Origin of the sequence: Bradyrhizobium sp. 26S5, assembly GCF_036923295.1 — a bacterium.
Classification (GTDB): Bacteria; Pseudomonadota; Alphaproteobacteria; order Rhizobiales; family Xanthobacteraceae; genus Bradyrhizobium; species Bradyrhizobium septentrionale.
In genome coordinates this window covers 2476802-2501848 of the sequence record NZ_CP145948.1, presented here as the reverse complement: position 1 = coordinate 2501848, position 25047 = coordinate 2476802, and the positions used below count along the sequence as shown (strand labels likewise).

Here is a 25047-nt window from a genome sequence, read left to right as displayed (position 1 = left end):
GTCAGCGCTCCACCAGCGCGATCCGCGCATTGTACCAGTTCATGAACAGGCTGATGCCGAGGCTGATGGTGAGGAACACCATCATGATCAGCGCGATCGACTCGATCGCCTGCCCGGTCTGGTTCAGCGTGGTGTTGGCGATCGAGACGATGTCCTGGTAGCCGACCGCGACCGCCAGCGAGGAATTCTTGGTCAGGTTGAGATACTGGCTCGTCATCGGCGGGATGATGACGCGCAGCGCCTGCGGCAGCACGATGTGTTGCAAGACAAAACTGCGCTTCAGCCCGAGCGCCTTGGCGGCATCCGACTGCCCGCGCGGCACCGCCTGGATGCCGCTGCGCACGATCTCGGCGATGAAGGCCGAGGTGTAGGTGACGAGCGCGATCAGCAGCGCAAAATATTCCGGCGCCAGGGTCAGCCCGCCGACGAAGTTGAAGCCGCGCAGCTCGGGCAGCGTGATGCTCCAGCTCGCGCCCAGAAGCCACGACACCATCGCGGGCAGCGCAAAAACGAGGCCAAGCGCGTAAGGCCAGGCCGGCCGCGCCTTGCCGTCGAGCATCTGCTGCGCGATCAGGCGGCGCCTGACGAGATAGAACACGACCAGGCCGGCGACCACCGCGAGGATCGTCCACAGATTGGCCTCATGCAGCGGGATCGACGGCAGGATCAGTCCGCGATTGGAGAGATAGACGCCCTCGACCGGCTTCCACGCCTGGCGCGCCGCCGGCAGGCCCTGCATCAGCACGTACCAGAACAGCAGCTGCAGCAACAGTGGCAGGTCGCGCAGCACCTCGACATAGACGGCGGCGAGCCGCGCCAGCAGCCAGTTCGACGACAGCCGTGCGATGCCGACCAGCGTGCCGATCACGGTCGCCAGCACGATGCCGATCACGGCGACGCGCAGCGTGTTGACGACGCCGACGATGAAGGCGCGCAGATAATTGTTCTTCGGCGTGTAGTCGATCCAGCTGTCGGCGATCGGCATGCCGGCTTCGCGGCCGAGGAAGGCGAAGCCGGTCGAGATGCGGCGCACCGAGAGATTATGCAGCGCGTTCGACCACAGGAAGGCGACGATGGCGACCGCGATGGCGACCACCAGGATCTGCCAGAACAGGCCGGCGACGCGGGGATCGCCGAGCGAAAGCTGCCAGGGACGTGCGGGAGGGCGTTTCGGCGTCGATGTCGTCACAGCACAGGATCCTCTGAGAAGCGATCTTCTGCCATGCGCAAGAGCGTATTCGGGGCTGCGCACTTCATATGTTGCACCAAATTAATATTCGTGCAACATATGTTTCATGGCCCAGGCTCAGCCGAAACCATCGCCCCTGAACGAATTGTGCAGCGCGCTGCCATCGCTGCCAATGCGGTTGCAGGAGGTCGGGCGGTTTGTCGCAGCCAACGACTACGACGCCACCACCCGCTCGATGCGCGAGCTAGCCTCGGTCGCCGGCGCCGACCCCGCCTCCTTCACCCGTCTTGCCAAGGCGCTCGGCTATTCCGGCTGGGACGAATTGCGCGCCGCGCTCACCGAGGCGCGACGGCCGGCGCAGGGCTCGCCCTTTTCCGGCCGCGCCAAAAGTCGCCGCGCCGGGCCGAATGCCGATGTCAGGCTGGTGCACGACAAGTTGGAGGCGGAAGCTGCGGGACTTGCGCGCATTTCCGCGAGTGCGATTGCGGAGGCCGCGCGTGCGCTGCATGCGGCCAACCGGATCTGGATCACGGGCTTTCGCAGCTGCCGCAGCGTCGCGGAACTCCTGACCTATCAGCTTCGCCTGTTCCGCCCCGACGCCGTGCAGCTGGTCGGCGGTTCCGGCCCGTTCGATCTCGACCACGGCGCCTTCCGTGCCGATGACGCCGTGGTCGTGGTCGGCTTTGCGCCCTACACGCTGGTCAGCGTCGAGACCGCGCGCGCGGCGCATCAGGCGCGCGCCACGCTGATCGCGATCGCCGACACCATCAGCGCGCCGATGGCCGAGGGCGCCGATCATCTTTTGCTGTTCGAGGCCGCCGCCTCGCCCGGCTTCTTCCCGAGCCTCACCGGCGCGATCGCGGTGGCGCAGTCGCTCGCCGCGGTCAGCTTCACACTGGGCGGCGCGGGTGCAAAACGCAAGCTGGAGGAGACCGAGGGCCGGCTTGCCGAAATGTCGCAATATTTTTCCGAGAAAGGATGAGTGTCATGGCAGCCCCCAAGAGCCGCGTGATGCATCGCAGCCTGCGCGAAACTCCGCCGAAAGCAATCGGCGGCGACGGCGTGTTTCTGATCGCGGAGGATGGCCGCCGCATCCTGGATTCCTCCGGCGGCGCCGCGGTCTCCTGCCTCGGCCATCAGCATCCGCGGATTCTCGCCGCGATCGCCAAGCAGGCCTCGACCCTCGCCTATGCCCATACCGGCTTCTTCTCCTCCGCGCCGGCGGAAGAGCTCGCCGAGCGGCTGGTCGGCCATGAGCCCGGCGGTCTCTCTTACGTCTATTTCGTCAGCGGCGGATCGGAGGCGATCGAGGCCTCGATCAAGCTGGCGCGGCAATATTTCATCGAGCGCGGCGAGCCGAAGCGCGCGCGCTTCATCGCACGCCGCCAGAGCTATCACGGCAACACGCTGGGCGCGCTGTCGGCCGGCGGCAACGCCTGGCGCCGCGAGCCCTACGCGCCGCTGCTGTCGCCCTCGTTCAGCCATGTCACGCCCGCCTTCGCCTATCACGAGAAGCGCGACGATGAATCCGAGGCTGCGTTCGTCGGCCGCCTCGCCGCCGAGCTCGAAGCCGAATTCCAGCGGCTCGGCCCCGACACCGTCGCGGCCTTCATCGCCGAGCCCGTGGTCGGCGCCACCGCCGGCTGCGTGCCGGCGCCGGACGGCTACTTCAAGGCGGTGCGCGAGATCTGTAACCGCCACGGCGCGCTGTTGATCCTTGACGAGGTGATGTGCGGCATGGGCCGCACCGGCACGCTGCATGCGTGGGAGCAGGAAGCCATCGCGCCCGACATCCAGGCGGTCGCAAAGGGTCTCGGCGGCGGCTATCAGCCGATCGGCGCGATGCTCGCGAGCGGCACCATCGTCGACACCGTGCGCGACGGCTCCGGCGCGTTCCAGCACGGCCACACTTATCTGGCGCATCCGCTCGCCTGCGCCGCGGCGCTCGAGGTGCAGAAGACGATCGCTGAAGAAAAGCTGCTCGATCAGGTCAAGGAGCGCGGCCGGCAGCTCGAGCAGCGCCTCGTCGAACGCTTCGGCAATCACCGCCATGTCGGCGACATCAGGGGCCGCGGCCTGTTCTGGGCGATCGAGCTGGTCGCCGACCGCGGCGCGCGGCAGCCGTTCGACCCCAAGCTGAAGCTGCATCAGCGGATCAAGTCTGCGGCCTTCGCCGGCGGCCTCGGCTGCTATCCCTCGGGCGGCACCGCCGACGGCCAGCGCGGCGACCACGTGCTGCTCGCCCCGCCCTATATCGCAACGCCCGGCGACATCGACATGATCGTCGAAAGGCTCGGGGCTGCAGTGGACAGCGCCTTGAAAGATGTTGGTCACGGAGCATGATCCGGAAAAGTGGGCACCGGTTTTCCGCGACAAACGCGAAGCGTTTGCGCATGGATCATGCTCAAACAGGAGGGAGGAGTAATATGTACAGAGGATTGATCACTGCAACCGTTCTCGCCGCAAGCATCACGGCTGCAAGCGCGGCGACGCTCGACACCGTCAAGCAGCGCGGCGCGCTGGTGTGCGGCGTCTCGACCGGCTTTGCCGGTTTCTCGGCGCCGGACTCGCAGGGCAACTTCAAGGGCCTCGACGTCGACTATTGCCGCGCGCTTGCCGCCGGCGTGCTCGGCGATCCCACCAAGGTGCGCTTTGTGGCGCTGACCGCGCAGAACCGCTTCACCGCGCTGCAGTCCGGCGAGATCGACGTGCTCTACCGCAACTCGACGCAGACCTATCTGCGCGGCACCACGCTTGGGCTGCGCCAGGGCCCGGTCAATTTCTACGACGGCCAGGGTTTTGTGGTGAAGAAGGACCTCGGCGTCAAGGAAGTGAAGGATCTCAAGGGCGCCACGGTCTGCGTCGCGCAGGGCACCACGCATGAGGTGACGCTCGGCGACTATGGTCGCGCCAACAGCATCGACTGGAAGCCGCTGGTGTTCGACCGCCCCGACACCATGTACCAGGCCTTCTTCGGCGGCCGCTGCGATGCCATGACCCAGGACGCCTCCGCGCTCGCCGGCGCGGTCGCAACCGCCGCGCCGAAGGCCGACGATTACGTCGTGCTGCCGCAGACCATCAGCAAGGAGCCGCTCGGCCCGTTCACCCGCAACGGCGACGAGGTCTGGAGCGACGTCATCACCTGGCTGCATTACGGCCTGGTCGAGGCCGAGGAGCTCGGCGTCACCCAGGCCAATACCGACGAGATGACGAAGTCGCAGACCCCGGCGATCCAGCGCCTGCTCGGCGTCTCCGGCGATCTCGGCTCGCGGCTCGGCCTCGACAACAAATGGCTGGTCGCGGCGATCAAGGCCGGCGGCAATTACGGTGAGATTTTCGAGCGCAATGTCGGCAAGGCAAGTCCGCTGAAGCTCGAGCGTGGGCTGAACGCCACCTGGAGCAAGGGCGGATTGATGTACGCGATCCCGTTCAAATAGGAAGTCACCTCTCCCCGCTCGCGGGGAGAGGTCGGAATGCATCGCCAGATGCGTTCCGGGTGAGGGGGAGCCACCGCGTATCCTTCTCTCACCGATGACCTGGATAGAGCCCCTCACCCCTGCCCTCTCCCCGCGAAGGGCGGGGAGAGGGAGAAGAGAAGAGGCGGTCACAACCAGATGCGCATCACCCTGATTCACGCTTTGAAGCATTCGATCGTTCCGATCGAGGCGTCATTCGCAAAGCATTGGCCGGAGGCGCGGCTGATGAACCTGCTCGACGACAGCCTGTCGGCCGACCTCGCGCGCGACGGCAAGCTTAACGAGCGCATGACCGAGCGCTTCCTCACCATCGGCCGCTACGCCGTCAGCACCGGCGCCAACGGCATCCTGTTCACCTGCTCGGCGTTCGGGCCCTGCATCGAGGCGGTGGCGCGCGAGCACGCGCCGATCCCGGTGCTGAGGCCGAACGAGGCGATGATCGAGCAGGCGGTGGCGAAGGGACAACGCATCGGCCTGCTCTCGACCTTCCCGCCGACGCTGGTGTCGATGCCGCCGGAATTTCCCGCGTCGGTGACGCTGGTGCCAAAACTCGCCGAAGGCGCGCTGGCGGCGCTCGACCGCGGCGACCGCGCCGAGCACGACCGCATCGTGGTCGAGGCGTCCAAGGATTTGCGCGACTGCGATCTGATCGCGCTCGCGCAGTACAGCATGGCACCCGCGGCCGAACGCGTCGCTGAAGCCACCGGCCGCGAGGTGCTGACGACACCCGACAGTGCCGTGCTGAAGCTGAAGGCGATGCTGGGGATTAGCTAGGCCGGCACTCACAGACGTTCGCCGCGTGGACCACTTTCGCGCGACATCACCAGGAATGCTGTCCCGTCCACCGCGCAGGACCGTTGCTTTCCGGATCCCTGTGTTCGAGACGATCGGGACTAGTTGGCGACAGAGCCCTCGACAGCGAATGTGTGATACGTGGCGTATTTTTCGCCGACGGCTCGGACCTGCACGTAGGCCGGATCGTTTCGCCAAGCCCGAAGCGCCGCCATGCTTGGATACATGTAGATGACCACGCGTTTGGGTGGCTCTCCGTCAACGGCAACGACCTGCGAACCAGTCGCCGCCGCGCCTGCGGCCGCAACCAGCTTCCCGCCGTGCGCCTTGATAATCTCCCTCGCCTTGGGCAGATATTCCTTGGCATAGCCGTCGGGATTGATGACGTCGATTTGCCCGATCAGATAGGCGGGTGGCCCCGGTTCGCCATGGAGTGCTTCCCTGCCTAGAGCACCCAAAGTGGCGCATGTGAGCATGACGAGACCGATCTTGCTTCGAGCATTCATGCGGGCCTCCCTCGATGTCGCCGCCGCCACGAGCAGCAGCCGACAGGACTGTCCGCCCGGACCCAAAACGTGTCCAATGCATATATTCTCTGAAAGTTCATGCCGTAATGGTATAAGCGGGCATGAACCTTCGACAGGCCCTCACGTTCCTGACCGTGGCCGAGCTCGGCACCGTCTCGAAAGCTGCGTTGCGGTTGCGGGTCGCTCAGCCGGCCCTGTCCAGGCAAATCATCGGACTTGAGCAGGAGCTCGGCCTTCGGCTGTTCGATCGGGTCGGGCGCCGCCTTTTGCTGACCGGTGAAGGCGAGCAGTTGATTGCAGGCTGCCGACTGCTGCTCAACAGCGCCAGCTCACTGAAAGAGCAGGCTCAGTTGCTCCGCCAGGGAGACACGGGAGTTCTAAAGATAGCCGGGTCGCCGCAACACATCGAGAGTGTCCTATCGCAATTTCTGCACCGATATGCGAAGCGCTATCCCCGCGTTGAAGTAAGGATCAGGGAGGGGACGGGCAACGAAATATTGACGATGCTCGAACGCGGTGAAATTCATCTCGGCCAAAACCTGCTGCACGCAGTCAAGTTGAGCGAACAGCACTACGGCAGCCTTCCGCTTGGATCTGTAGAGCTGCTGGCTGCCTGCCATCCCTCGATGCCGCTTGGCCCTCAAACGACGATCGAGGTAGCCGACCTTGGCGAGTTTCCGCTGCTGCTGATGGACAGCGGATTCGGATTTCGGCGTGCTTTCGACGCGGCAGCCCGCATGGCGGGACTGAAGCCTGCGATCGCATTCGAGAGCCGGAACCCGCACAGCTTGCTGGCACTCGCCGAGGCAGGGCACGGCATAGCGATCGTTCCTTCCCAGCTGCAGTGCCAGCGCTACGAATTGAGGATTGTCGGTCTCACGCACAGGCGCCGGGTGTTGCAGGAGCCCCTGACCATCTCTTGGGACAAGCGGCGCCCCTTGCCTCGTTTCGCGACCGACTATTGTGCAATGCTCGCAGAGCATATGCGCGAGACGTTTCCGATCACGCGCCCGACGGAGCCGGCCTCAGCCAACACGAAAGGGAAGCATCGGCTCCCCGCACAGCGCGCGGCCCGCAAGACGAGAAGGCTACGTGATTGAAAGCTATGACTTTATCGCGGAGAACTCCAACACATAGTCGGCTTTCACCCTTCACCCACTCGGCCGGCTAATCCGCCCCTGAGCCACGGCGCCTACGTCCCTGCATCGTGGACGTTCAAATCGACGCCCTGCGGATCCTTGATCGTCGACACCGTGATCAGCGAGATCAGCGCCAGCACCCCGATATAGACGCCGACGCGCCAGGATTCGCCGTAGGTGCCGATGATCCATTGCGCGATCATCGGCGCGAAGGCGCCGCCGAAGATGGCGCCGAGCGCGTAGCCGATCGAGACGCCGGAATAGCGCACCTTGGCCGGAAACAGCTCGGCATAGAGCGCCGCCTGCGGACCATAGGACAGACCGAGCGCGATGGTGAGGCCGACCGCGCTGACGAAGAACAGCAGCAAATTCTTGCTGTCGATCAAGAACCACATCGGCACCGCCCACAGCACCATCAGGGTGTAGCCGATCTGGAAGCAGCGCACGCGGCCGATTTTGTCGCCGAGGATGCCGCCGAGCAGCGTGAAGACGAACCAGCTCACCGCGGCCAGCGTGCCGATCAGCAGCAACTGCTCCGACGGCATCTTCAGCGTGTTGGTGCCGTAGCTGATGATGAACGCGATCAGGATGTAGCCGGCCGCATTGTTGGCCATGAAGATCAACGCGGTGCGCAGGATTTCCCTGCTGTGATTGCGCATCAGCTCCTTGAGCGGCGCCGAGGATTCCTTGTGCCGGCGCTGCATCGCCTTGAACACCGGCGACTCCTCGACGGTGCGGCGGATCACGATGCCGACAACGATCAGCAGGATCGACAGCAGGAACGGAATCCGCCAGCCCCATTCGATCATCGCCTGCTTGCCGAGCGTCGCGGTCAGCACCCAGAGCACGCCGGTCGCCAGGATCATGCCGAGCGGCGTGCCGATCTGCGGGAACGAGCCGAAGAAGCTGCGCCGGTCGACGGGCGCGGATTCCACCGACATCAGCGCCGCGCCGCCCCACTCGCCGCCGGCCGAAAAGCCCTGCAGGATGCGCAGGAGAATAAGGAGTGCCGGCGCCCAGGCGCCGATCTGCGCATAGGTCGGCAACAGGCCGACCAGCGCGGTCGCCGCCCCCATCAACAGCAGCGTGACGACGAGCATGTTCTTGCGCCCGAAGCGATCGCCGAGATGGCCGCAGACGATGGCCCCTAACGGGCGGAACAGGAATGACAGACCGAGCGTCGCAAACGACACGATCTGCGCCAGCAGCGGATTGTTCGCGTTCATCGGCGCGAAGAACAGCGCGCCGAACACCAGGCCCGCCGCCTGAGCGTAGACGAAGAAGTCGTACCACTCGATGGTGGTGCCGACGAGCGTTGCGGTGAGGACCTTGCGCTCCTCCTCCGACAGTTCAGCGCCGCGCGAGCGCGCGGACAGTTCGATGGACATGTGGCCTCCCCAATACCGTTCTTGTCCGTGCGGCGAGCGTCATCGGCCGCGATGGCCCTGCCGGGCACGGTTGCTGGTCCCGGGATAGCAGAGCTTCTTGCCGGGGACAGCAAAATAGTTGCATTCGCAACGATATTCGACAACATTGCCGGTTCCCGGACCGGGCTACCTCACCCGCGATCGGCGGGCAGCCATCCCGAAACGCCGATTGTGCACCGCAACAAGACCGCTACGATGCGAGGATTCCCAAGAGGTTGCTAAGTGTCCGATATCAATGCCGATGCCTGGGTTTCTTCAGGCCACCGCCCGATGGGCTTTCCCGAATTCGTCGTCGTCATCGCATCCATCATGGCGCTGAACCCGCTGGCGATGGACATGATGCTGCCGGCGCTGCCGAACATCCGCTCCGCGTTCCAGATCGCCGACGCCAACCGGCCGCAGATGGTGCTGTCGATCTTCCTGGTCGGCTTCGGCGTCGGACAATTTGTGATGGGCCCGCTGTCGGACCGCTTCGGCCGCCGCCCGGTGCTGCTCGGCGGCATGACCGTCTACACCATCGCCGGCCTGCTCGCGATCATGGCGCCCTCGTTCGAGACGTTGCTGTTGGCGCGCGCGCTGCAAGGGCTCGGCACCGCGGCAACCCGCGTGATCGCGACCTCGATCGTGCGCGACTGCTACGCCGGACGGCGCATGGCGAGCGTGATGTCGCTGGCGATGATGGTGTTCATCGCGGTGCCCGTGATCGCGCCGTCATTCGGCCAGGCGGTGATGCTGCTGACGCACTGGCGCGGCATCTTCGTGCTGTTGATGATCTACGGCGTGATCGCGCTGGCCTGGAGCGCGCTGCGGATGCCGGAGACGCTACCGCTGGAGCTGCGCAAGTCGCTCGCGATCCCCGACGTGCTCGCAGCATTCCGCCAGACCATCACGAACCGCACCACGCTCGGCTATGCGCTCGCCGCCGGCGGCGTGCAGGGCTCGCTGTTTGCCTTCGTGTTCTCCTCGCAGCAGATCTTTACCGAGGTGTTCAAGCTCGGCCATTACTTCCCGGTCGCCTTCGCGGCTTGCGCGGTCGGCGTCGCGATCGCCGGCTTCCTCAATTCGCGCATCGTCGGCCGCATCGGCATGCGCGTGATCTCGCACGCCGCGCTGACCGGCTTTGCCGTCGTCGCCGGCGCGCTGCTGCTCGCGGTGAAGACCGACACGCTGTCGCTGCCGCTGTTCATGGTGCTGGCGGGCCTGATGATGTTCGCGTTCGGGCTGATGATGGCGAACTTCACCGCGCTCGCGATGGAGCCGCAGGGCAAGATCGCCGGCACCGCCTCCTCGCTCTACGGCACGATCACCACCCTGCTCGGGATCGGCATCGGCACCACGATCGGACAGGATTACGACGGCACCTTGCTGCCGTTCGCCACCGGCTTCTTCCTCTGCACGCTGGCCGCACTCGCCGTGGTGCTGGTGACGGAGAAGGGCCGGATGTTCCGGCCGCATCATCATCCGGTTTGACCTTCGTAGGGTGGGTTAGCCGAAGGCGTAACCCACCAATTCTGTCGCAAGCAGCGCGGCGGATTACGCTTCCGCCTTCGCTCGCTGAGCTACGGCGGACAAGTCGCTAATTGCCCTACTGCTCCTGATGGGGCTCATCCTGAATATTGATCCCTTCTCACTTCTGCCAGGAAGCTTTGCACTGCTTCGTGGTCTTCTGGAGTTTTCGCTGCCCGAGTCAGCACTGGCCCGGCATGATATTCAAGCAACTGCTTACGATCGTTGTTAGGTATATGCTTCCGCATGATATCGACCAGACGACGAGTTTGCATGAACGATGCAAACACCTCGTAAGGCCTGGCCGACGCGAACGGTATGCCGCTCAAATAGTATTCAGCCAACCGTGTCTGATCAGACTTCTTCCAGGAGAGGTGTTGGACGATGGTTATGGCTTCGCCAGCGCCGGTACTGCCAACCGGATAGTGTTTCATCAGCCAGTCAGCGGCCTCACTAGAACTCTTGCTACGCAAATCAGTAACGATTGATCTAACGCGCTCATCCATCTTTCAGCTACCTCGGAACGAACAAAATCTGGCGGAAGGTCCGTGTTGTCACTGAGCCAAGCAGGATGCGGATAGCTTCCCGCATCATTGGACCAAACCTTACCCCACTTCGCGTCGTCGCTCGACAGTGATCCACCGCTCAAGCCAAGGTGGTAACCCACCAACTCTCTCGCAGGCAGCGCGGCGGATTACGCTTCCGCATTCGCTCGCTGAGCTACGGCGGACAAGTCGCTAGATCCGCCCTACAGAACCGCGTTGCTCCGCGCCCGCACCGGTGCAGCCGCCCGCCGCGACGTCGCAAACCCCTCCATTCCGAGCTGCCACTGCAAACCGACGATCGCGCCCTTGGTGGGCTGCAGCAGCCCGAGCGCGCTGAACAGCGTGAACGGCAGCCAGATCGCAAGCTGCAGCCAGGCCGGCGGCGCGTAGTTCATCTCCAGCCACAGCAGCGCCGGCACCACGACGTGGCCGACCACGACGATGACGAGATAGGCCGGGAAGTCATCCGCGCGCTGCGGGGTGAAATCCTCGCCGCACACCTCGCAATGATCCGCCACCTTGAGGAAGCGGCCGAACAGATGGCCGCGCCCGCAGTTCGGGCACTTCATGGTGAAGCCGCGCCACATCGCCTTTGGCAGGGAAACCGTCTCGGTCATTGTCGTTGTCCTTGACCTGATCTGATGATCCATACAATATGAATTTGAAGGCATACAATCAAAGACAAAGTGTCGGATTGCATGGATTGGATCCCGACAGTTTCGGAATGGCACGGCCCGATGTTCCTGCGCATCGTCGATGCGCTGGCCGCCGATGTCGCCAGCGGCCGGCTGGTACGCGGTCAGCGGCTGCCGACCCACCGCGCGCTGGCGACCGCGCTCGACATCGACCTCACCACGGTGACGCGCGCCTATGGCGAGGCGCGGCGGCGCGGACTGCTCGACGCCCGCGTCGGCCAAGGCACCTTCGTCTCGGAGACCACCGCGCGCGCGGCGTCCGACCTGCCCGCACCCGTCAACATCGACCTGTCGATGAACCTGCCGCCGCAGCCGGTCGAGGCCAATCTCGACCTGCGCATCGCACAGGGACTTGCGACCATCCGCTCCGAGGCCGGGTTTTCCGCCTATCTCGGCTATACGCGTCCCGGCGGCACGACTGAGGAGCGCGACGCCGGCGCCGCGTGGCTGCAACCGCGGGTGCCGCAGGCATCAGCCGAGCGGATCGTGATCTATCCGGGATCGCAGGCCATCATCTTCAACGCCTTGCTGGCGCTGACCTCGCCTGGCGATATCGTGCTGACCGAGGCGTTGACGTTTCCCGGCATCAAGGCCGCGGCGGCGCGGCTCGATGTCCGCTTGGTCGGCGTTGCGATGGACGCGGAGGGCGCGAGGCCCGACGCGCTCGACGACGCCTGCCGCAAGCACAGACCGAAGGCGGTCTATCTGGTGCCGACGCAGCAGAACCCGACCACGGCGACGATGAGCGCGGCAAGACGCAAGGCGATCGCCGACATCATCAGCAAGCGCGGCTGCGTCCTGATCGAGGACGACGTCTACGGTCCACTAGAGCCGCAGGTCGCGCCGATCGCTACACTGATTCCGGAGCGCACCTACCTCGCCGCAAGCATCGCGAAATGCATCGCGCCCGCATTGCGCGTCGCCTATCTGCTGGCGCCCGATGCGAGCGCCGAGCAGCGCATGCGTGCCAGCATGCAGGCCACCATGCAGATGCCGCCATCGCTGATGGTCGCGCTGGTCACGCAATGGCTGCGCTCCGGCGTCGCCACTGACGTCATCCGCGCCATCCGCAACGAGGCGGCGGCGCGCCAGCAGCTTGCCGGCCGCTTCCTCAAGGGCGTCGCCTATGCGGCGCGGCCGGCGAGCCATCATCTCTGGATGCCGCGGTCAAAGCATTTCGACGGCACCGACCTGCTGTCGCATCTGATGCGCAACGGCCTCGCCGTGGTCGGCGAAGATGCCTTTGCGGTGGGCGATGCGGCGCCGCGCGGCCTGCGCGTGTCGCTGGGCGCCGCGCGTAACCGCGCCGAACTGAGCCAGGCGCTGCAGGTGCTGTCGAATGCGGTGCGCACGCCGGTCGGCGCCACGCAAATTGTGTAAATTTCGACCGTCGTCAGGGAATAATATCGCTCGAAAATGATTATGGTGCGCGGGAGCGCTCGTGCCAAAACGCGGGCGTTCCAGGCATCAGGCAGGGGGCAGGCTTTCAATGTCGTGCGGGTATGATCGGGCAGTCCACATTGCTGTACGGACCTTTCGTGAGGCAATGACCGCGATCTTGGGTCTTGCAATCGGGTGCCTTGCGCTTGTCACATCAGGCGCAGCGCGCGCCGCTGATGCCCCTGCCCCGTCGCCGGAGAGGCTCGAACGCATCACCGCGTTCTTCAACAACGAGGTTGCGACAGGAAAAATTCCCGGCGCGGTCATCCTGATCCAGCAGCACGGCAAGCAGGTCTATCTTAAGACCTTCGGCTATCGTGACGTCACGACCAAATCGCCGATGCGGCCGGATACGATGTTTGCACTGCATTCGATGACCAAGCCGATCACCAACACCGCCGCGATGATGCTGGTCGACGAAGGCAAATTGTCGCCGCAGGATCCCCTGTCGAAATACATTCCGGCGTTCGCCGATGTGAAGGTCGCCATCGAACCGGACGGCGGAAACGATCCGGCCAAGGTGGAGCTGGTACCGCCGATCCGCCCGGTCACGATCGAGGACCTGATGCGGCACACCTCGGGCATCACCTACGAATATATCGGCGCCGACTGGATCCAGAAAATCTACCACGAAGGACATCTGTTCGACGGAACATTCGACAACAAGGAATTCGTTGCGCGGCTGGCCAAGCTGCCGCTGTCGCGGCAGCCCGGCACGCTGTGGCGCTATGGTCATTCCACCGACGTGCTCGGCCGCGTCATCGAGATCGTCTCGGGCAAGACGCTCTACCAATTCGAGAAGGAGCGCATCTTCGATCCAATGAAGATGAACGACACCAGATACGTGCTCGATGCGGAGACCGAACGGACGCGGCTCGCCGAGCCGCTGCCGACGGATACGATCCTGATCGAGGGCGAGCGCGATCGGCGCGCGCATCCGGAGTGGGAATCCGGCGGCGGCGGCCTGGTCTCGACCATTCTCGACTATGCGCGTTTCGCGCAAATGCTGCTCAACGGCGGCGAGCTCGACGGCAAGCGCTATCTCAGCCCCACAGCCTTCAAGACCATGACGACGAACCATATCGGGCCGGGCTCCGGCGTCGGCCGCGATTACTGGTACTTTCCCGGCGACGGTTTTGGCTATGGCTACGGCATCGCCGTGCGCACCGATCCCGGCATCGCAAAACCGCCGCCGCCGGGCTCGATCGGCGAATTGAAATGGGACAGCGGCAGCGGCACCTATTTCGGCGTCGATCCAAAGCTCGACATGATCTACATCATGCTCGAGCAGACCCAGAACGAGCGCCAGCGCATCACGCCGGCGTTCCGGAAGCTGGTCTACGACGCGTTCGCCGCGGACTGAGTTCCCATTGTTGCTCCGTCATTGCGAGGGGTGAAACGACGAAGCAATCCACCTATCCACGCGCACGCGGAGAGATGGATTGCTTCGTGGAGCCTGTCATCGGGCGCGCATTCGCGCGACCCGGTGGCTCGCAATGACGGATTGGAAGTATCTCGCCTTACGTCTTGCGCCGAACCGCCTCCTGCCTGCGACGTGCTGCGGCCGCGATCAGGCTTGCGGTGCATTCGTCGCAGACGAACGCACACTCATCGGTGAACAGGCCGATCCGTGCATCGAATCCAACGGCGGCATCGTCGGCGAAACCGTCGATGACGCCGCCGCAACACAAGCACCGGTGCCGCGCTGCGAACTCTCGTTCCATGACGCGCCCTCCCGCCATCGCGGCTTCCCTCTCCGCAGCTTCCCTTTCGCTATATACTATCGTATATATCGATCGCGACAAGGCAGGCGAGTGAACAATCCGGTCGGGAACCCTGCAGACAATAAGCATCGACCGGAGACGATCGCCTAAAGAACTCCTGCTTGGTCCAACCAGGCTCATTGAGGAAACGCGATCATGATAAAGAACAATGGCGACGCGGCATGCCCGCGCGCGAAGGGAGACTCGCTCAATTTCCGCCGCGCATCGCTGAGCGCGACGGCCATCATCCTCGCGCTCGGCACGGCCGGCGCAGCCAGCGCCGAAACGGCTCCGGTCGGCGTTCCCGACAAGAGTTTCCCGGAGAGCGTGACCTCGACCTCCGACGGCACGCTTTACGTCGGCAGCTTCAATCAGGGCGGTGTGACGAAGATCGCGGGCGGCAAGGCCGAGCAGCTGGTCAAGCCCGGTGCCGGCGACAGCCGCTCGACGCTTGGCGTGCTCGCCGACGAGAAGAGCGGCACGCTCTATGTCTGCTCCAACGACATTTCTGGCTTCGGCGTCGCAGGTCCCAGCGAAACCAAGGGCGCCTGGCTGAAGACCTTCGACCTCAAGAGCGGTGCGCCGAAGGGCAGTTTCGCCCTGAGCGATCCGAAATCGCTTTGCAACGACATCGTGGTCGGCGCCGACGGCACCGCCTATGTCAGCGATTCCTTCACGCCGATCGTCTATAGCCTGAAGCCGGGCGGCACCGCGCTCGCGACCTTCGCCACCGACCCGCAGCTCGCGCCGGCCAAGGACGGCGTCGGGCTCGACGGCATCGCGATCGGCGCCGACGGCAACCTCTATGTCACGACCTTCATTCCGGCAAAACTGTTCAAGATCGAGATGAAGGACGGCAAGGCCGGCGCGGTGACCGAGCTGAAGCCGTCGCGGCCGCTCGACCATGCCGACGCGCTGCGCGCCCATGGCAGCAGCCTGCTGCTGATCGAGGGCAACGGCAAACTCGACAAGGTCACGGTCAAGGGCGACCAGGCCGAGATCGACACCATCAAGGACGGGCTTGCCGAGCCGGTCTCGGTGACCGCGGTCGGCGGCACTGGCTGGATCGCCGAGGGCAAGCTGTCCTACATCATCGGCGACAACAAGGGGAAGGACCCCGGCCCGTTCACGCTGACGCCGGTCGCGCTGCCGAAGTGACCACGTGACTCGTCATGGCCGGGCATAGCCGTTCGAAGAACGGCGTCGCTTCCGCTCGCCTGCGCCCGGCCATCCACGTCTTTCTTGTTCGGAAGCCAAGACCTGGATGCCCGGGCCAAGCCCGGGCATGACGGAAACTCTCTCAACCATGCGCTAGATCACATAAAACCCGTGCGTGCCGTCGCGGCGCAGCTGCTCGACCAGGCCGTACTCCCAATCGAGATAGGCCTGCATCGCCTTTTCAGCGACGTCGGTGCCTTCATAGGGGCGACGGTAGCGGTGCGCGGGATCGGGCCTTGGCACGACGCGCGGCGGTCCCTTTTCCAGCGGGCCGTCATAGCCGCCCTCGAGCGCGTAAACTTCCCAGCCCATCTGCGCGAGCCAGGACGCCGTCATGTCGGCGCGGATGCACTTGTCGTCGCTCAGCACGATGCGCGCGTCGCGCACCGGGGCGGCCATGTCGATCTCCTGCACCAGCTGACCGCCGGCATAATGGCGGAAGCCGGCCAAATGGCCGGCGGCATATTCCTCGGCGTCGCGCACATCGAAGCGGTACAGCGTGCGCTGCCTGTCGTTCTCCAGCGCGGCGAGTTCATGCGTGCCGATGTGACGGACGCCGGCGCGATAGGCGACGTCACGCGCGTTGTCGGCGGCCCCCTCGAACGGCCCGACGACGCCGCGCTTGCCGGCGCCGTGCTCGAGATCGTGCCTGGCGAGCGTCCAGCCGATCGTGCCGTTGCGCAGCGCCCGCACCTTGTTGGGCAGCCCGGCATTGATCAGCGACTGCGTCCCGATGATCGAGCGGGTGCGGCCGGCGCAGTTGACGATGATCGTGGTGTCGGGATCGGGCGCCGCGCCGCCGGCGCGCAGCACCAGCTCCGCACCGGGCACGCTGACCGAGCCCGGGATGTTCATGGTGGCATATTCGTCGAAGCGGCGGACGTCGAGGATCGCAATGTCGGCCTTGTCAGATATCAGCGCGGCGACTTCGTCGGCGCTCAGCGACGGCGTATGCCTGCGCGACTCGACCAGTTCGCCGAACGCCTTGGCGTAGGAATTGACGTCCTCGAACACCTCGTAGCCGGCCGCCTTCCAGGCCTCGAGGCCGCCCGCGAGCGCAGCGACGTTGCTGTAGCCCAACGCCCGCAACTGGTCGGCCGCGGTGGCGACCAGCCCCTCGCCGTCATCGTAGAGAATGATCGGCACATCCTTGCGCGGCAATCGCAGCTGGGCTTCGAGCGCGATCCGGCCGGCCGCCATGTTGGCGGCAAACAGTGGATGGCCGGTGGCGAATTGCGCTTCATGCCTGACGTCGAGCAGCGCAATCTCCTGGCGCAGCAGCAGTGTTGTGCGGATGGTCTGGGGCGTGACGGAAGCAAGGGTCATGGAATGCTGGCCTGGGCAGGAAAATCGGCAGGCCTGCTCTAGGCCGAATTCACGCGTCGTCAATAGGCTTAACCAAGTCGCAACCCCGCTGCCCGGGAGCCGAGTCCAAGGAACGAAAACCCGCCATCCCGCTTTGCTCAACCGGGGCGCCTTGCTACGTTCCCCATCGGCCCCGCTGGCGCCCGATCAGGCCTTCCGGACAAGAGAAGGCAACGGGGCCGCGCCTGAGGCCTTGACAGTCTGAAGCCTTGACAGCTGAAGCCTTGGCGGCGTGAAGTTCTGGGAGGATGTCCATGAGAGCAGTCGGAAATGAACCATTGTCGCGTCACGCCCTCGCCTATGTGCTGGCCGGCGGGCGCGGCAGCCGACTCCAGGAGCTGACCGACAGGCGCGCCAAGCCGGCGGTCTATTTCGGCGGCAAATCGCGCATCATCGATTTCGCGCTCTCGAACGCGGTGAATTCCGGCATCCGCCGCATCGCGGTGGCGACCCAGTACAAGGCGCACAGCCTGATCCGGCATCTGCAGATGGGCTGGAACTTCTTCCGCCCGGAACGCAACGAGAGTTTTGATATCCTGCCCGCGAGCCAGCGCGTTTCGGAGACCAACTGGTATCTCGGCACGGCCGATGCGGTCTACCAGAATATCGACATCCTCGAGGCGCACGGCACCAAGTACATTCTGGTGCTGGCCGGCGACCACATCTACAAGATGGACTACGAGGTGATGCTGAAGCAGCATGTCGAGAGCGGCGCCGACGTCACGGTCGGCTGCCTCGAGATGCCGCGCGCGGAATCCAGCGGCTTCGGCATCATGCATGTCGACGACAACGGCCTGATCCAGTCCTTCCTCGAGAAGCCGGCCGATCCGCCGCCGATGCCCGGCAAGCCCGACAAGTCGCTCGCCAGCATGGGCATCTACGTGTTCGACTCGCAATTCCTGTTCGACGAATTGCGCCGCGATGCCGCCGACCCGAATTCCAACCACGATTTCGGCAAGGACATCATTCCCTATATCGTCAAGCACGGCCGCGCCGTGGCGCATCAGTTCAACGATTCCTGCGTCCGCTCCGGCGACGATCCCCGCTCCTACTGGCGCGACGTCGGCACCGTCGATGCCTATTGGGGCGCCAACCTCGATCTCACCGATGTCGTGCCGGAGCTCGATCTGTACGACCGCACGTGGCCGATCTGGACCTATGCCGAGATCACCCCGCCCGCCAAGTTCGTGCATGACGAGGACGGACGGCGCGGACAGGCGGTGACCTCGCTCGTCTCGGGCGCCTGCATCATCTCCGGCGCGGCGCTACGCCGCTCGCTGCTGTTCACCGGCGTGCACGTCAATTCCTACGCCAGTATCGAGAACGCGGTGATCATGCCCTATGTGAATGTCGGCCGCGGCGCGCGGCTGAGGAACGTCGTGATCGATCGCGGGGTGCGGATTCCGGAGGGGCTTGTGGTCGGCGAGGATCCCGCGTTCGACGGCAAGCGCTTCCGCACCACCGAGCAGGGCGTTACCTTGATCACCCAGTCGATGATCGACAGGCTCGGGACATGACGCCCATCCGCGTCCTCGCGGTCGCCTCGGAAGTCTACCCAATCGTCAAGACCGGCGGCCTCGCCGACGTCGTCGGCGCGCTGCCGTCGGCGCTGAACGAGCACGGCGTCGCAACGCGAACGCTGGTGCCCGGCTATCCCGATGTGCTCAAGGCGCTGGCCTCGGCGGAGACGCTGCTGCACTGGGGAGAATTTTATGGCGGGCCGATCCGCGTGCTCGGCGGCACGCATGACGGCCTCGATCTCCTTGCGCTCGACGCACCGCATCTCTATGCCCGCCCCGGCAATCCCTATGTCGGTCCCGACGGACGCGACTGGCCGGACAACGGCATCCGCTTCGCGGCGCTGTCGCGGATGGCGGCAGAGATCGGCCAGGGCGCAATCGAGACCTTCGTCCCCGACATCGTGCATGCCCATGACTGGCAGGCGGGCCTCGCGCCGGCCTACCTGCACTATGGCGGACGACCGCGGCCGGGCACGGTGATGACGGTGCACAACCTCGCCTATCAGGGGCAGTTCTCGCCGGACATGCTGACGACGTTCGGCCTGCCGGGCGAGGCCTATACGCTGCACGGCGTCGAATATTACGGCACCATCAGCCTCCTGAAGGCCGGCCTGCAATTCGCCGACCGCATCACCACGGTGTCGCCGACCTATGCGCAGGAGATTCAGAGCGACGAGGGCGGCATGGGGTTCGGCGGCCTGTTGCGCGAACGCGCTGACGTGCTGAGCGGCATCCTCAACGGCATCGACATCACGGTGTGGAATCCGGCCACCGATCCGAACATCGTTGCGCGTTACAGCGCCGGGCAGCCGGCGGCGCGCGCGGCCAACAAGGCGGCGCTGCAGCAGCGCTTCGGGCTCGATCCGGCGCCGGATGCGATGCTGCTCGGCGTCGTCAGCCGGCTGTCGTGGCAGAAGGGCCTCGACCTGCTGCTCGAGAATATTCCAGCGCTGCTCGGCGAAGGCATCCAGCTCGCGCTGCTCGGCAGCGGCGACCGCGATCTGCAGGATCGCTACGCCGCGCTGGCGCAGGAAACTCACGGGCGGATCGGGGTCGTGATCGGCTATGACGAGACGCTGGCACATCTGATCCAGGCCGGCGCCGATGCGCTCGCGGTGCCGTCGCGCTTCGAGCCGTGCGGCCTCACCCAGCTGTGCGCGCTGCGGTACGGCGCGGTCCCGATCGTTGCCAATGTCGGCGGCCTTGCCGACACCGTGCTCGACTTCGACGAAGCCGCGGTCACCGGCGATGCGGCGACCGGCGTCAAGTTCGCGCCCGTCACCTCGGACGCGCTCGCGCGCGGCTTGCGCAAGGCAAACCTCTTGTTCAACGACAAGGTGACCTGGCGCCGACTGCAGCAGGCCGGCATGGCCACCGACGTCTCCTGGCACAACCGCGCCGGCCGCTACGCCGCGCTCTATCGCGAGCTCGCCGCGGCGCGGCGGTGAAGCGCCATCAATTGAGCAGATCGCACGCCGCAATGCGGTTGATGTCGGCCAGCCGCCGGTCGGAATTTCCCTTGAAATCAAGGCTTGCGACGAGGTCGAGCAGTCGGCCATAGGCGCGGTCGGCGACCGCCACCGGCAGCGGCTCCTCGTCGAAGGTTTCGACGTAATTGCCGACGAGACCGCTCAGCAGCCGGCAAACGCCGCGTTGCTGCGGGTCGTCCTTGCTCAGAGTCTCGAGTTTTTGCTGGAAGGTCCTGAAGGTTCGCAGGCCGTGCGGCTGCTGCGAAAGCCAACTATGCAGATCAGGATCTGTGTGCAGATCAGGATTCAGGTCGGTCATATCAGCCTCTTCAAATTGGAGAAGAAGCTACTGGCTTATACAGCCGATCAGGATGCCGCGCCATCACAATTTCGCATGCATCCTCTGCCGCGGCCGCGCGAGCCGTGTCACCGGATTGCTACGCAACGCGATTACAATCGCGCGAGCGCCGGAAGGATTTTGTAGCGCGCGATCTCGTGCGGGTAGTCGCCGCGATTGGCGAGCAGCACGATGCCGAGCCTGCGCGCGGGCACCAGGCCGATATAGGCCGAGGCATTGTTGAGCCCGCCGGGCTTGTCGATGACGGTGACGTCATCGAGGCGCACATGCTCCCACGCCATCGCCTGGCCGAACTTCGCATCGACGCGAAAGCTCTCGCGCTCGGTCATCTGCAATGCCGCACGCAGTTCGGGATCGATCACCGCGTTGTCGAGACAGGCGCGCAGCAGGATGCCGAGATCGCGCGCCGACGAGAACATCTGGCCGGTACCCGGGAAATCGTAATAGCTCTGCTGATTGCCTGGCGGACCGATCGGCGTGCCGTTATGGGCGTATCCCTGCACCATGCGCTGCATGATTTCGGGCGCCATCGACGCACGGTTGTCTTCGTCGCGATCCGGAACGAAGGTCGATGTCATGCCGAGCGGCTTGAGGATACGGCTCTCGATCAACGTCGCGATCGGCATGCGATAGCGCTGCTCCAGCACCAGCTGCAGCAGCACATAGCCGGCATGGCTGTAGATCCGCTGCTTGCCCGGCTGCTCCCCCGCCGGCGGCGTCCATGCGTTGAGCATCGCGATGAACTGATCGCGGTTGAAAGTCTCGTTCGGCCATGGCGGATGGTCGGTCGGCAGCAGCAGCCCGGACGTATGGGTGACGAGATCGCCGACCATGACGCGGCTGATGTAGTCGCCGTTGAGCTCGGGCAGATACTTCGCAACGGGATCGTCCAGCCGCAATTCGCCGCGCTCGGTGCCGAGCGCGACCAGCGTCGCCTCGAACAGCTTGCGCAGCGAGGCGAGGTTGAACAGCGTGTCCGGGGCGACCGGCCGCTTCGCCGCCGCGTCAGCGAAACCGTAGGTGAAGAACGTGACCTGGCCGCCGGCATAGACCGCCGCGGCGAGACCGCCCGGATCCGCCGCGGTCGCGGTCGGCGCAAGCTCTGAAGTGACGATGTCCGTGATCTGCGCATCCATGTCCGAATCCGCGCGCGCCGCCGCAAGCACGCCAGCAGCGACGGCGAAGAGGACGGCCGCGATCCGGACGGAGGGCGATGGTCTCATAAGGAACGAAGACGTCTCATGAAGAACGAAATCGGGACGATGTTGCGATTCGACCCGCGGGCGGATCTGTTCAGCCATCGCGAGATGGCGACATCGCGATCTTAAGCGATGGAACCTGTGCGTCCGAATTCACGATTGCGCGTGTTGTGCCGTGCCCCGCCCCGCCGGGGAAGGGGCGGCGCGATTGCAGTTCCGGCGATCAGTGCCGGAAACCGCGCCCGCGACCGCCCTCCCACTCGAGCCACGGCGCGGGAACTGCAATCGAACTAAAAAATGCGGGACGTTTGAAAATGTCGGGAACGTGATTCGACGGGAAGATGGAACCAGCGCGTGCCGGGCCGACCGTCGATATGTCTGACTTCGTCACATTCCGCTCCCAACCGGGACCGTTTCTTACTAGCAACAATTCGTCAATCAACGGTTGCATAGGCCTATTGGATTCGAGTGACAAGACATGGCGGCCTGCGGCGAATTGTCCGGTTCCAGATGCCGGATGCACGCGCTGCCTGATTAAGCATGGCTTAACCATTGATCGCGCGGCGCGAGACTATGCGGCGCGTGATCGGACGATCGACCGCGGCAACGACGCCAACAGCAGCACGAGGCAGACGCAGAGCAGCACGATGTCCTTGAACAGGACTCGCCGGCCAGGTTCCAGGCCATCGGGTCGGTCGACAGGCTCCATTTGACCACCCCCGGTGTCGTGAAGAAGAACGACCACGTGACGGCGAAGGTGATGACGCCCATCAGCGAACCGATCGCGGACAGGAGCGGGCTGAACGCACCGGCGGCAAGCAGCACAGCGATGCCGAACTCGGCCACGCCAAGCACATAGGCCTCGCCCCGAAGGCCGAACACCGAGAGCCACGAGATGAACGGGCTGTTGCTGATGAACTGCGCGATGCCCTGGGCGGACTGCAGCGTGAACTTCTGCATGCCGAACGACACGAAGATCACGACCATGACCCAGCGCAGGATCGCAAGCAGACGATAAGACCCCTCGCCTTGTTCGGCGATGTTGAACGACAGATTCATACGGATGTTTCTTCCCTCGCTGCGATGCCACCATCGGCCGCTGTTGCGGCGTTCGTGGCAAACTACGCAGCGCGTCGCGCGTGTGTTACGCGCGGGACAGGGGCGCGCCTTCACGATGATGTGCAGACGAGGTGATGAAGATCGTCGCCAGCCGCGACAAACTCAGGCGCGCTGGCGCAGCGCCCGCGCGGCGTCCTTGGCCGGCACCGGCATGGTGAAACCGTACAGGAACAGGTCCACCACCATGTCGGCGAATTCCGTAGGGTCGATCCCACCCTTCGGGTCGTACCAGGTGTGGCTGAAGTTCAGGATGCCGAACAGCATCATGCTGTAGATTTTCTTGGTCCGCTTGACGATCTTGCCTTCCTTGTCGAGCTTGACCAGAAGATCCGAGACAGTATCGACCAGCTGGCGCTCCAGCGCCTTGATCGCATCCTGCTCGGTCTCGCCGAGGAACGAGAGGTCGTTGAGGATCACGCGCTGCTCGTCGCTCGAGCGCGCGTTCAGCGCCACGATGGCCTGGATCGCGGCGCGGAACTGCTCCAGCGTCGTCGCCTTGCCGGCCATCGCAACCTCGACATCGGCAATCATCTCGCGAATATGCGCATCGAGGATCGCGAACAGGATCGCTTCCTTCGAGTCGAAATAATGGTACAGCGCGCCGCGCGACAGCTTGCAGGCATCCGCAAGGTCCGCGATCGAGGCACGCATGTAGCCCTGCCGCGCGAACAGGCCGCAGGCGGTGGTGAGGATGCCCTGCTGGATCTCGTCGTAATTTTCCGAGCGCGTCCGCGCCATTACATTCTCTCTCGTGCACCATCGACGCCGCCGGAATCGGGCGGCTGCCGTCCCTCTATACTACCGCCGCCCCGCGCGCTCCTCCCCCTTGCGGGCGCCATCCACCAGAACTCTTCCATCGCTCGCGGCATCGGCGACCTGCGTCAAAAAATAATTTGAACGACCGGTCGGATTATATTATCGTGCCCGTCATCAAGCAAGTAGATTGCGCACGCCGGGACCAACCCGGCGGCATCGAGGGAGGTTGCGCGTGGATTCTCAGAAGGTCGATGCTGTCGTGATCGGTGCCGGTGCCGGCGGGCTGTGCGCCGCGGCGCGGCTCGCCCATGGCGGGCTGCATACGCTCGTCGTCGACGACAAGGACCGGCTCGGCGGACGGGCCTCGACCGAGGAGATCGACGGCTTCAAGGTCAATATCGGCGCGATCGCGATCGAGTTCGGCGGCGTGTTCGAGGAAACTTTCCACACCGTCGGCGCGCCGCTCGACATCCGCGCGCCGGAGCCCGCGAGCTCGTTCTTCATCGACGGCAAGGTGATCGACGTCGGCCGCGGCGGCTGGTCGCTGCTGCTCGGTCAACTGACCAAACAGGCTTCGCGCATCCTGGAGAAATTCGCCGATGCCCGCTCCGGCAATCTGCCCGACGGCCGGCAATCGACCGAGGACTGGCTGAAGGGCTACACCAGCAACGCCACGGTGCACGCGCTGTTCCGCAACCTCTGTGCGGCGATCTTCGCCTGCAACGCCGCCGAGCTGCCGGCCCGCGCCTTCCTGACCTATTTCACCAGCAAGGGCGCCTTCAAGAAGTTCGGTTTCTGCCCGCAGGGCACGATCGGCGTCTGGAACAGCCTCGGCACCGCCATCAGGCGCAACGGCGACATCTGGCTCGGCACGCCCGCGACGTCGATCCACACATCCAATGGCAAGGTCGAAGGCGTCACTGTGCTCAGGAACGGCGAGAAGGTACGGATCGACACCGATCTCGTCATCAGCAACACCGGACCGAAGGCCACCGTCGCGCTGGCCGGCAAGGAGGCTTTTCCGGCGGATTACGTCTCCAGGGTGAAGAACGACCTCCGCCCGGCTGCCAACATCGTCATCAATGTCGCGAGCCGCGAGCCCCTGATCAACCATCCCGGCATCGTCACCTTCGGCAAGACGCGCCGGCTCTGCAACATGGCGAACCTTTCCGCCACTTGTCCGGAACTGGCTCCACCCGGCTGGCATCTCTATGTCGCCTATGCCGTGCCGGTGCCGGCGCTCGGCGATTTCGATTCCGATGCCGAGGTCGCGCTGGCGCTCGAGGATCTTCGCGAGCAGTTCGCGAATTTCGACCAGGCCAAAATCCTGTCGATCCGCGTGATGCGCGACGACTGGCCGGCGCAACGCAGCTGCGCCGGCTACGACCTGCCGCGCGAGACCGGCATCGAAGGCCTGTGGTGCGTCGGCGACGCGGTGAAGCAATATGGCAATGGCGGCACCCAGGCTTGCGCCGAGACCGCCAAGATCGTCACCGATGCGATCCTCGCCGCACGGCCGCATCTCGCGGCCGCCCGGGTCTGAG

22 protein-coding genes and 1 pseudogene are annotated in these 25047 nt (G+C 64.8%); 12 read left to right on the top strand and 11 right to left on the bottom strand.

All coding sequences use genetic code 11. The features are described 5' to 3' along the window. Position 1: 1 nt before the first annotated feature. Entirely contained in the window at positions 2 to 1189 is a 1188-nt protein-coding gene (locus tag V5279_RS11745) for an ABC transporter permease subunit (protein WP_338697455.1), read from the bottom strand. Between the two features lie 106 nt (positions 1190 to 1295). Here V5279_RS11745 and V5279_RS11740 point away from each other — a divergent pair, with 106 nt between their 5' ends. The 4 genes from V5279_RS11740 (at position 1296) to V5279_RS11725 (ending at position 5439) form a co-directional block, all read left to right on the top strand. After that, on the top strand, positions 1296 to 2171 hold the full coding sequence (locus tag V5279_RS11740) for a MurR/RpiR family transcriptional regulator (protein ID WP_338697453.1): 876 nt from the start codon (positions 1296 to 1298) through the stop codon (positions 2169 to 2171). Between the two features lie 5 nt (positions 2172 to 2176). Next, on the top strand, positions 2177 to 3532 hold the full coding sequence (locus V5279_RS11735) for an aspartate aminotransferase family protein (protein WP_338697451.1): 1356 nt from the start codon (positions 2177 to 2179) through the stop codon (positions 3530 to 3532). Between the two features lie 83 nt (positions 3533 to 3615). Beyond that, positions 3616 to 4626 carry an amino acid ABC transporter substrate-binding protein gene (locus tag V5279_RS11730; RefSeq protein ID WP_338697449.1) on the top strand — a complete coding sequence of 337 codons (1011 nt, stop codon included), beginning with the start codon at positions 3616 to 3618 and terminating at the stop codon, positions 4624 to 4626. A 177-nt stretch (positions 4627 to 4803) separates the two neighbouring features. Further along, complete coding sequence (locus V5279_RS11725; protein ID WP_338697447.1) at positions 4804 to 5439, top strand: aspartate/glutamate racemase family protein; 636 nt, start codon at positions 4804 to 4806, stop codon at positions 5437 to 5439. Positions 5440 to 5558: 119 nt separating this feature from the next. Here V5279_RS11725 and V5279_RS11720 read toward each other — a convergent pair whose 3' ends face one another. Next, positions 5559 to 5963, bottom strand: coding sequence for a DUF1330 domain-containing protein (locus V5279_RS11720; protein WP_210292685.1), 405 nt, complete (start codon positions 5961 to 5963; stop codon positions 5559 to 5561). A gap of 122 nt (positions 5964 to 6085) precedes the next feature. Here V5279_RS11720 and V5279_RS11715 point away from each other — a divergent pair, with 122 nt between their 5' ends. Further along, entirely contained in the window at positions 6086 to 7084 is a 999-nt protein-coding gene (locus tag V5279_RS11715; RefSeq protein ID WP_338697443.1) for a LysR family transcriptional regulator, read from the top strand. Positions 7085 to 7176: 92 nt separating this feature from the next. On the opposite strand, the gene V5279_RS11710 is transcribed toward V5279_RS11715, so the two are convergent. Next, on the bottom strand, positions 7177 to 8511 hold the full coding sequence (locus tag V5279_RS11710; RefSeq protein WP_338697441.1) for an MFS transporter: 1335 nt from the start codon (positions 8509 to 8511) through the stop codon (positions 7177 to 7179). A 309-nt stretch (positions 8512 to 8820) separates the two neighbouring features. On the opposite strand from V5279_RS11710, the gene V5279_RS11705 reads away from it, so the two are divergent. Then, positions 8821 to 10020: a multidrug effflux MFS transporter gene (locus V5279_RS11705; protein WP_414645945.1), complete on the top strand. Its 1200-nt coding sequence runs from the start codon at positions 8821 to 8823 to the stop codon at positions 10018 to 10020. Positions 10021 to 10154: 134 nt separating this feature from the next. Here the strand turns inward: V5279_RS11705 and V5279_RS11700 are convergent, their stop codons facing one another. Together V5279_RS11700 and V5279_RS11695 are read right to left on the bottom strand one after the other, a co-directional pair. After that, a complete protein-coding gene (locus V5279_RS11700; RefSeq protein ID WP_338697437.1) occupies positions 10155 to 10562 on the bottom strand; it encodes a hypothetical protein in 408 nt (135 codons plus the stop codon). A gap of 242 nt (positions 10563 to 10804) precedes the next feature. Continuing rightward, the gene (locus tag V5279_RS11695; RefSeq protein WP_338697435.1) at positions 10805 to 11218 is read right to left on the bottom strand and encodes a DUF983 domain-containing protein; all 414 of its coding nucleotides are present in this window, start codon (positions 11216 to 11218) and stop codon (positions 10805 to 10807) included. An 81-nt stretch (positions 11219 to 11299) separates the two neighbouring features. Between V5279_RS11695 and V5279_RS11690 the strand changes: the two genes are divergently transcribed. Beyond that, entirely contained in the window at positions 11300 to 12676 is a 1377-nt protein-coding gene (locus tag V5279_RS11690; protein WP_338697433.1) for a PLP-dependent aminotransferase family protein, read from the top strand. 166 nt (positions 12677 to 12842) lie between these two features. Beyond that, positions 12843 to 14099 carry a serine hydrolase domain-containing protein gene (locus V5279_RS11685; RefSeq protein WP_338697431.1) on the top strand — a complete coding sequence of 419 codons (1257 nt, stop codon included), beginning with the start codon at positions 12843 to 12845 and terminating at the stop codon, positions 14097 to 14099. 157 nt (positions 14100 to 14256) lie between these two features. On the opposite strand, the gene V5279_RS11680 is transcribed toward V5279_RS11685, so the two are convergent. Further along, entirely contained in the window at positions 14257 to 14478 is a 222-nt protein-coding gene (locus V5279_RS11680) for a hypothetical protein (RefSeq protein ID WP_338697429.1), read from the bottom strand. Between the two features lie 177 nt (positions 14479 to 14655). Between V5279_RS11680 and V5279_RS11675 the strand changes: the two genes are divergently transcribed. Continuing rightward, complete coding sequence (locus tag V5279_RS11675) at positions 14656 to 15657, top strand: hypothetical protein (RefSeq protein ID WP_338697427.1); 1002 nt, start codon at positions 14656 to 14658, stop codon at positions 15655 to 15657. A 153-nt stretch (positions 15658 to 15810) separates the two neighbouring features. Here the strand turns inward: V5279_RS11675 and V5279_RS11670 are convergent, their stop codons facing one another. After that, the gene (locus V5279_RS11670; RefSeq protein ID WP_338697425.1) at positions 15811 to 17043 is read right to left on the bottom strand and encodes a rhodanese-like domain-containing protein; all 1233 of its coding nucleotides are present in this window, start codon (positions 17041 to 17043) and stop codon (positions 15811 to 15813) included. 293 nt (positions 17044 to 17336) lie between these two features. Between V5279_RS11670 and glgC the strand changes: the two genes are divergently transcribed. Then, on the top strand, positions 17337 to 18599 hold the full coding sequence (glgC, locus tag V5279_RS11665) for a glucose-1-phosphate adenylyltransferase (protein WP_166298241.1): 1263 nt from the start codon (positions 17337 to 17339) through the stop codon (positions 18597 to 18599). After that, on the top strand, positions 18596 to 20050 hold the full coding sequence (gene glgA, locus V5279_RS11660; protein WP_338697421.1) for a glycogen synthase GlgA: 1455 nt from the start codon (positions 18596 to 18598) through the stop codon (positions 20048 to 20050). Before glgC ends, glgA begins: the two co-directional genes overlap by 4 nt. Positions 20051 to 20057: 7 nt before the next feature. On the opposite strand, the gene V5279_RS11655 is transcribed toward glgA, so the two are convergent. The 4 genes and pseudogenes from V5279_RS11655 to V5279_RS11640 form a co-directional block, all read right to left on the bottom strand. Further along, complete coding sequence (locus V5279_RS11655; RefSeq protein WP_338697419.1) at positions 20058 to 20390, bottom strand: hypothetical protein; 333 nt, start codon at positions 20388 to 20390, stop codon at positions 20058 to 20060. Between the two features lie 131 nt (positions 20391 to 20521). After that, a complete protein-coding gene (locus V5279_RS11650; RefSeq protein WP_338697417.1) occupies positions 20522 to 21565 on the bottom strand; it encodes a serine hydrolase in 1044 nt (347 codons plus the stop codon). A gap of 634 nt (positions 21566 to 22199) precedes the next feature. Then, a pseudogene (locus V5279_RS11645) lies at positions 22200 to 22687 on the bottom strand (DUF417 family protein). A 162-nt stretch (positions 22688 to 22849) separates the two neighbouring features. Beyond that, positions 22850 to 23485: a TetR/AcrR family transcriptional regulator gene (locus tag V5279_RS11640; RefSeq protein WP_166298245.1), complete on the bottom strand. Its 636-nt coding sequence runs from the start codon at positions 23483 to 23485 to the stop codon at positions 22850 to 22852. A gap of 250 nt (positions 23486 to 23735) precedes the next feature. Here V5279_RS11640 and V5279_RS11635 point away from each other — a divergent pair, with 250 nt between their 5' ends. Continuing rightward, positions 23736 to 25046: a phytoene desaturase family protein gene (locus tag V5279_RS11635; protein ID WP_338697415.1), complete on the top strand. Its 1311-nt coding sequence runs from the start codon at positions 23736 to 23738 to the stop codon at positions 25044 to 25046. Position 25047: the final 1 nt, after the last annotated feature.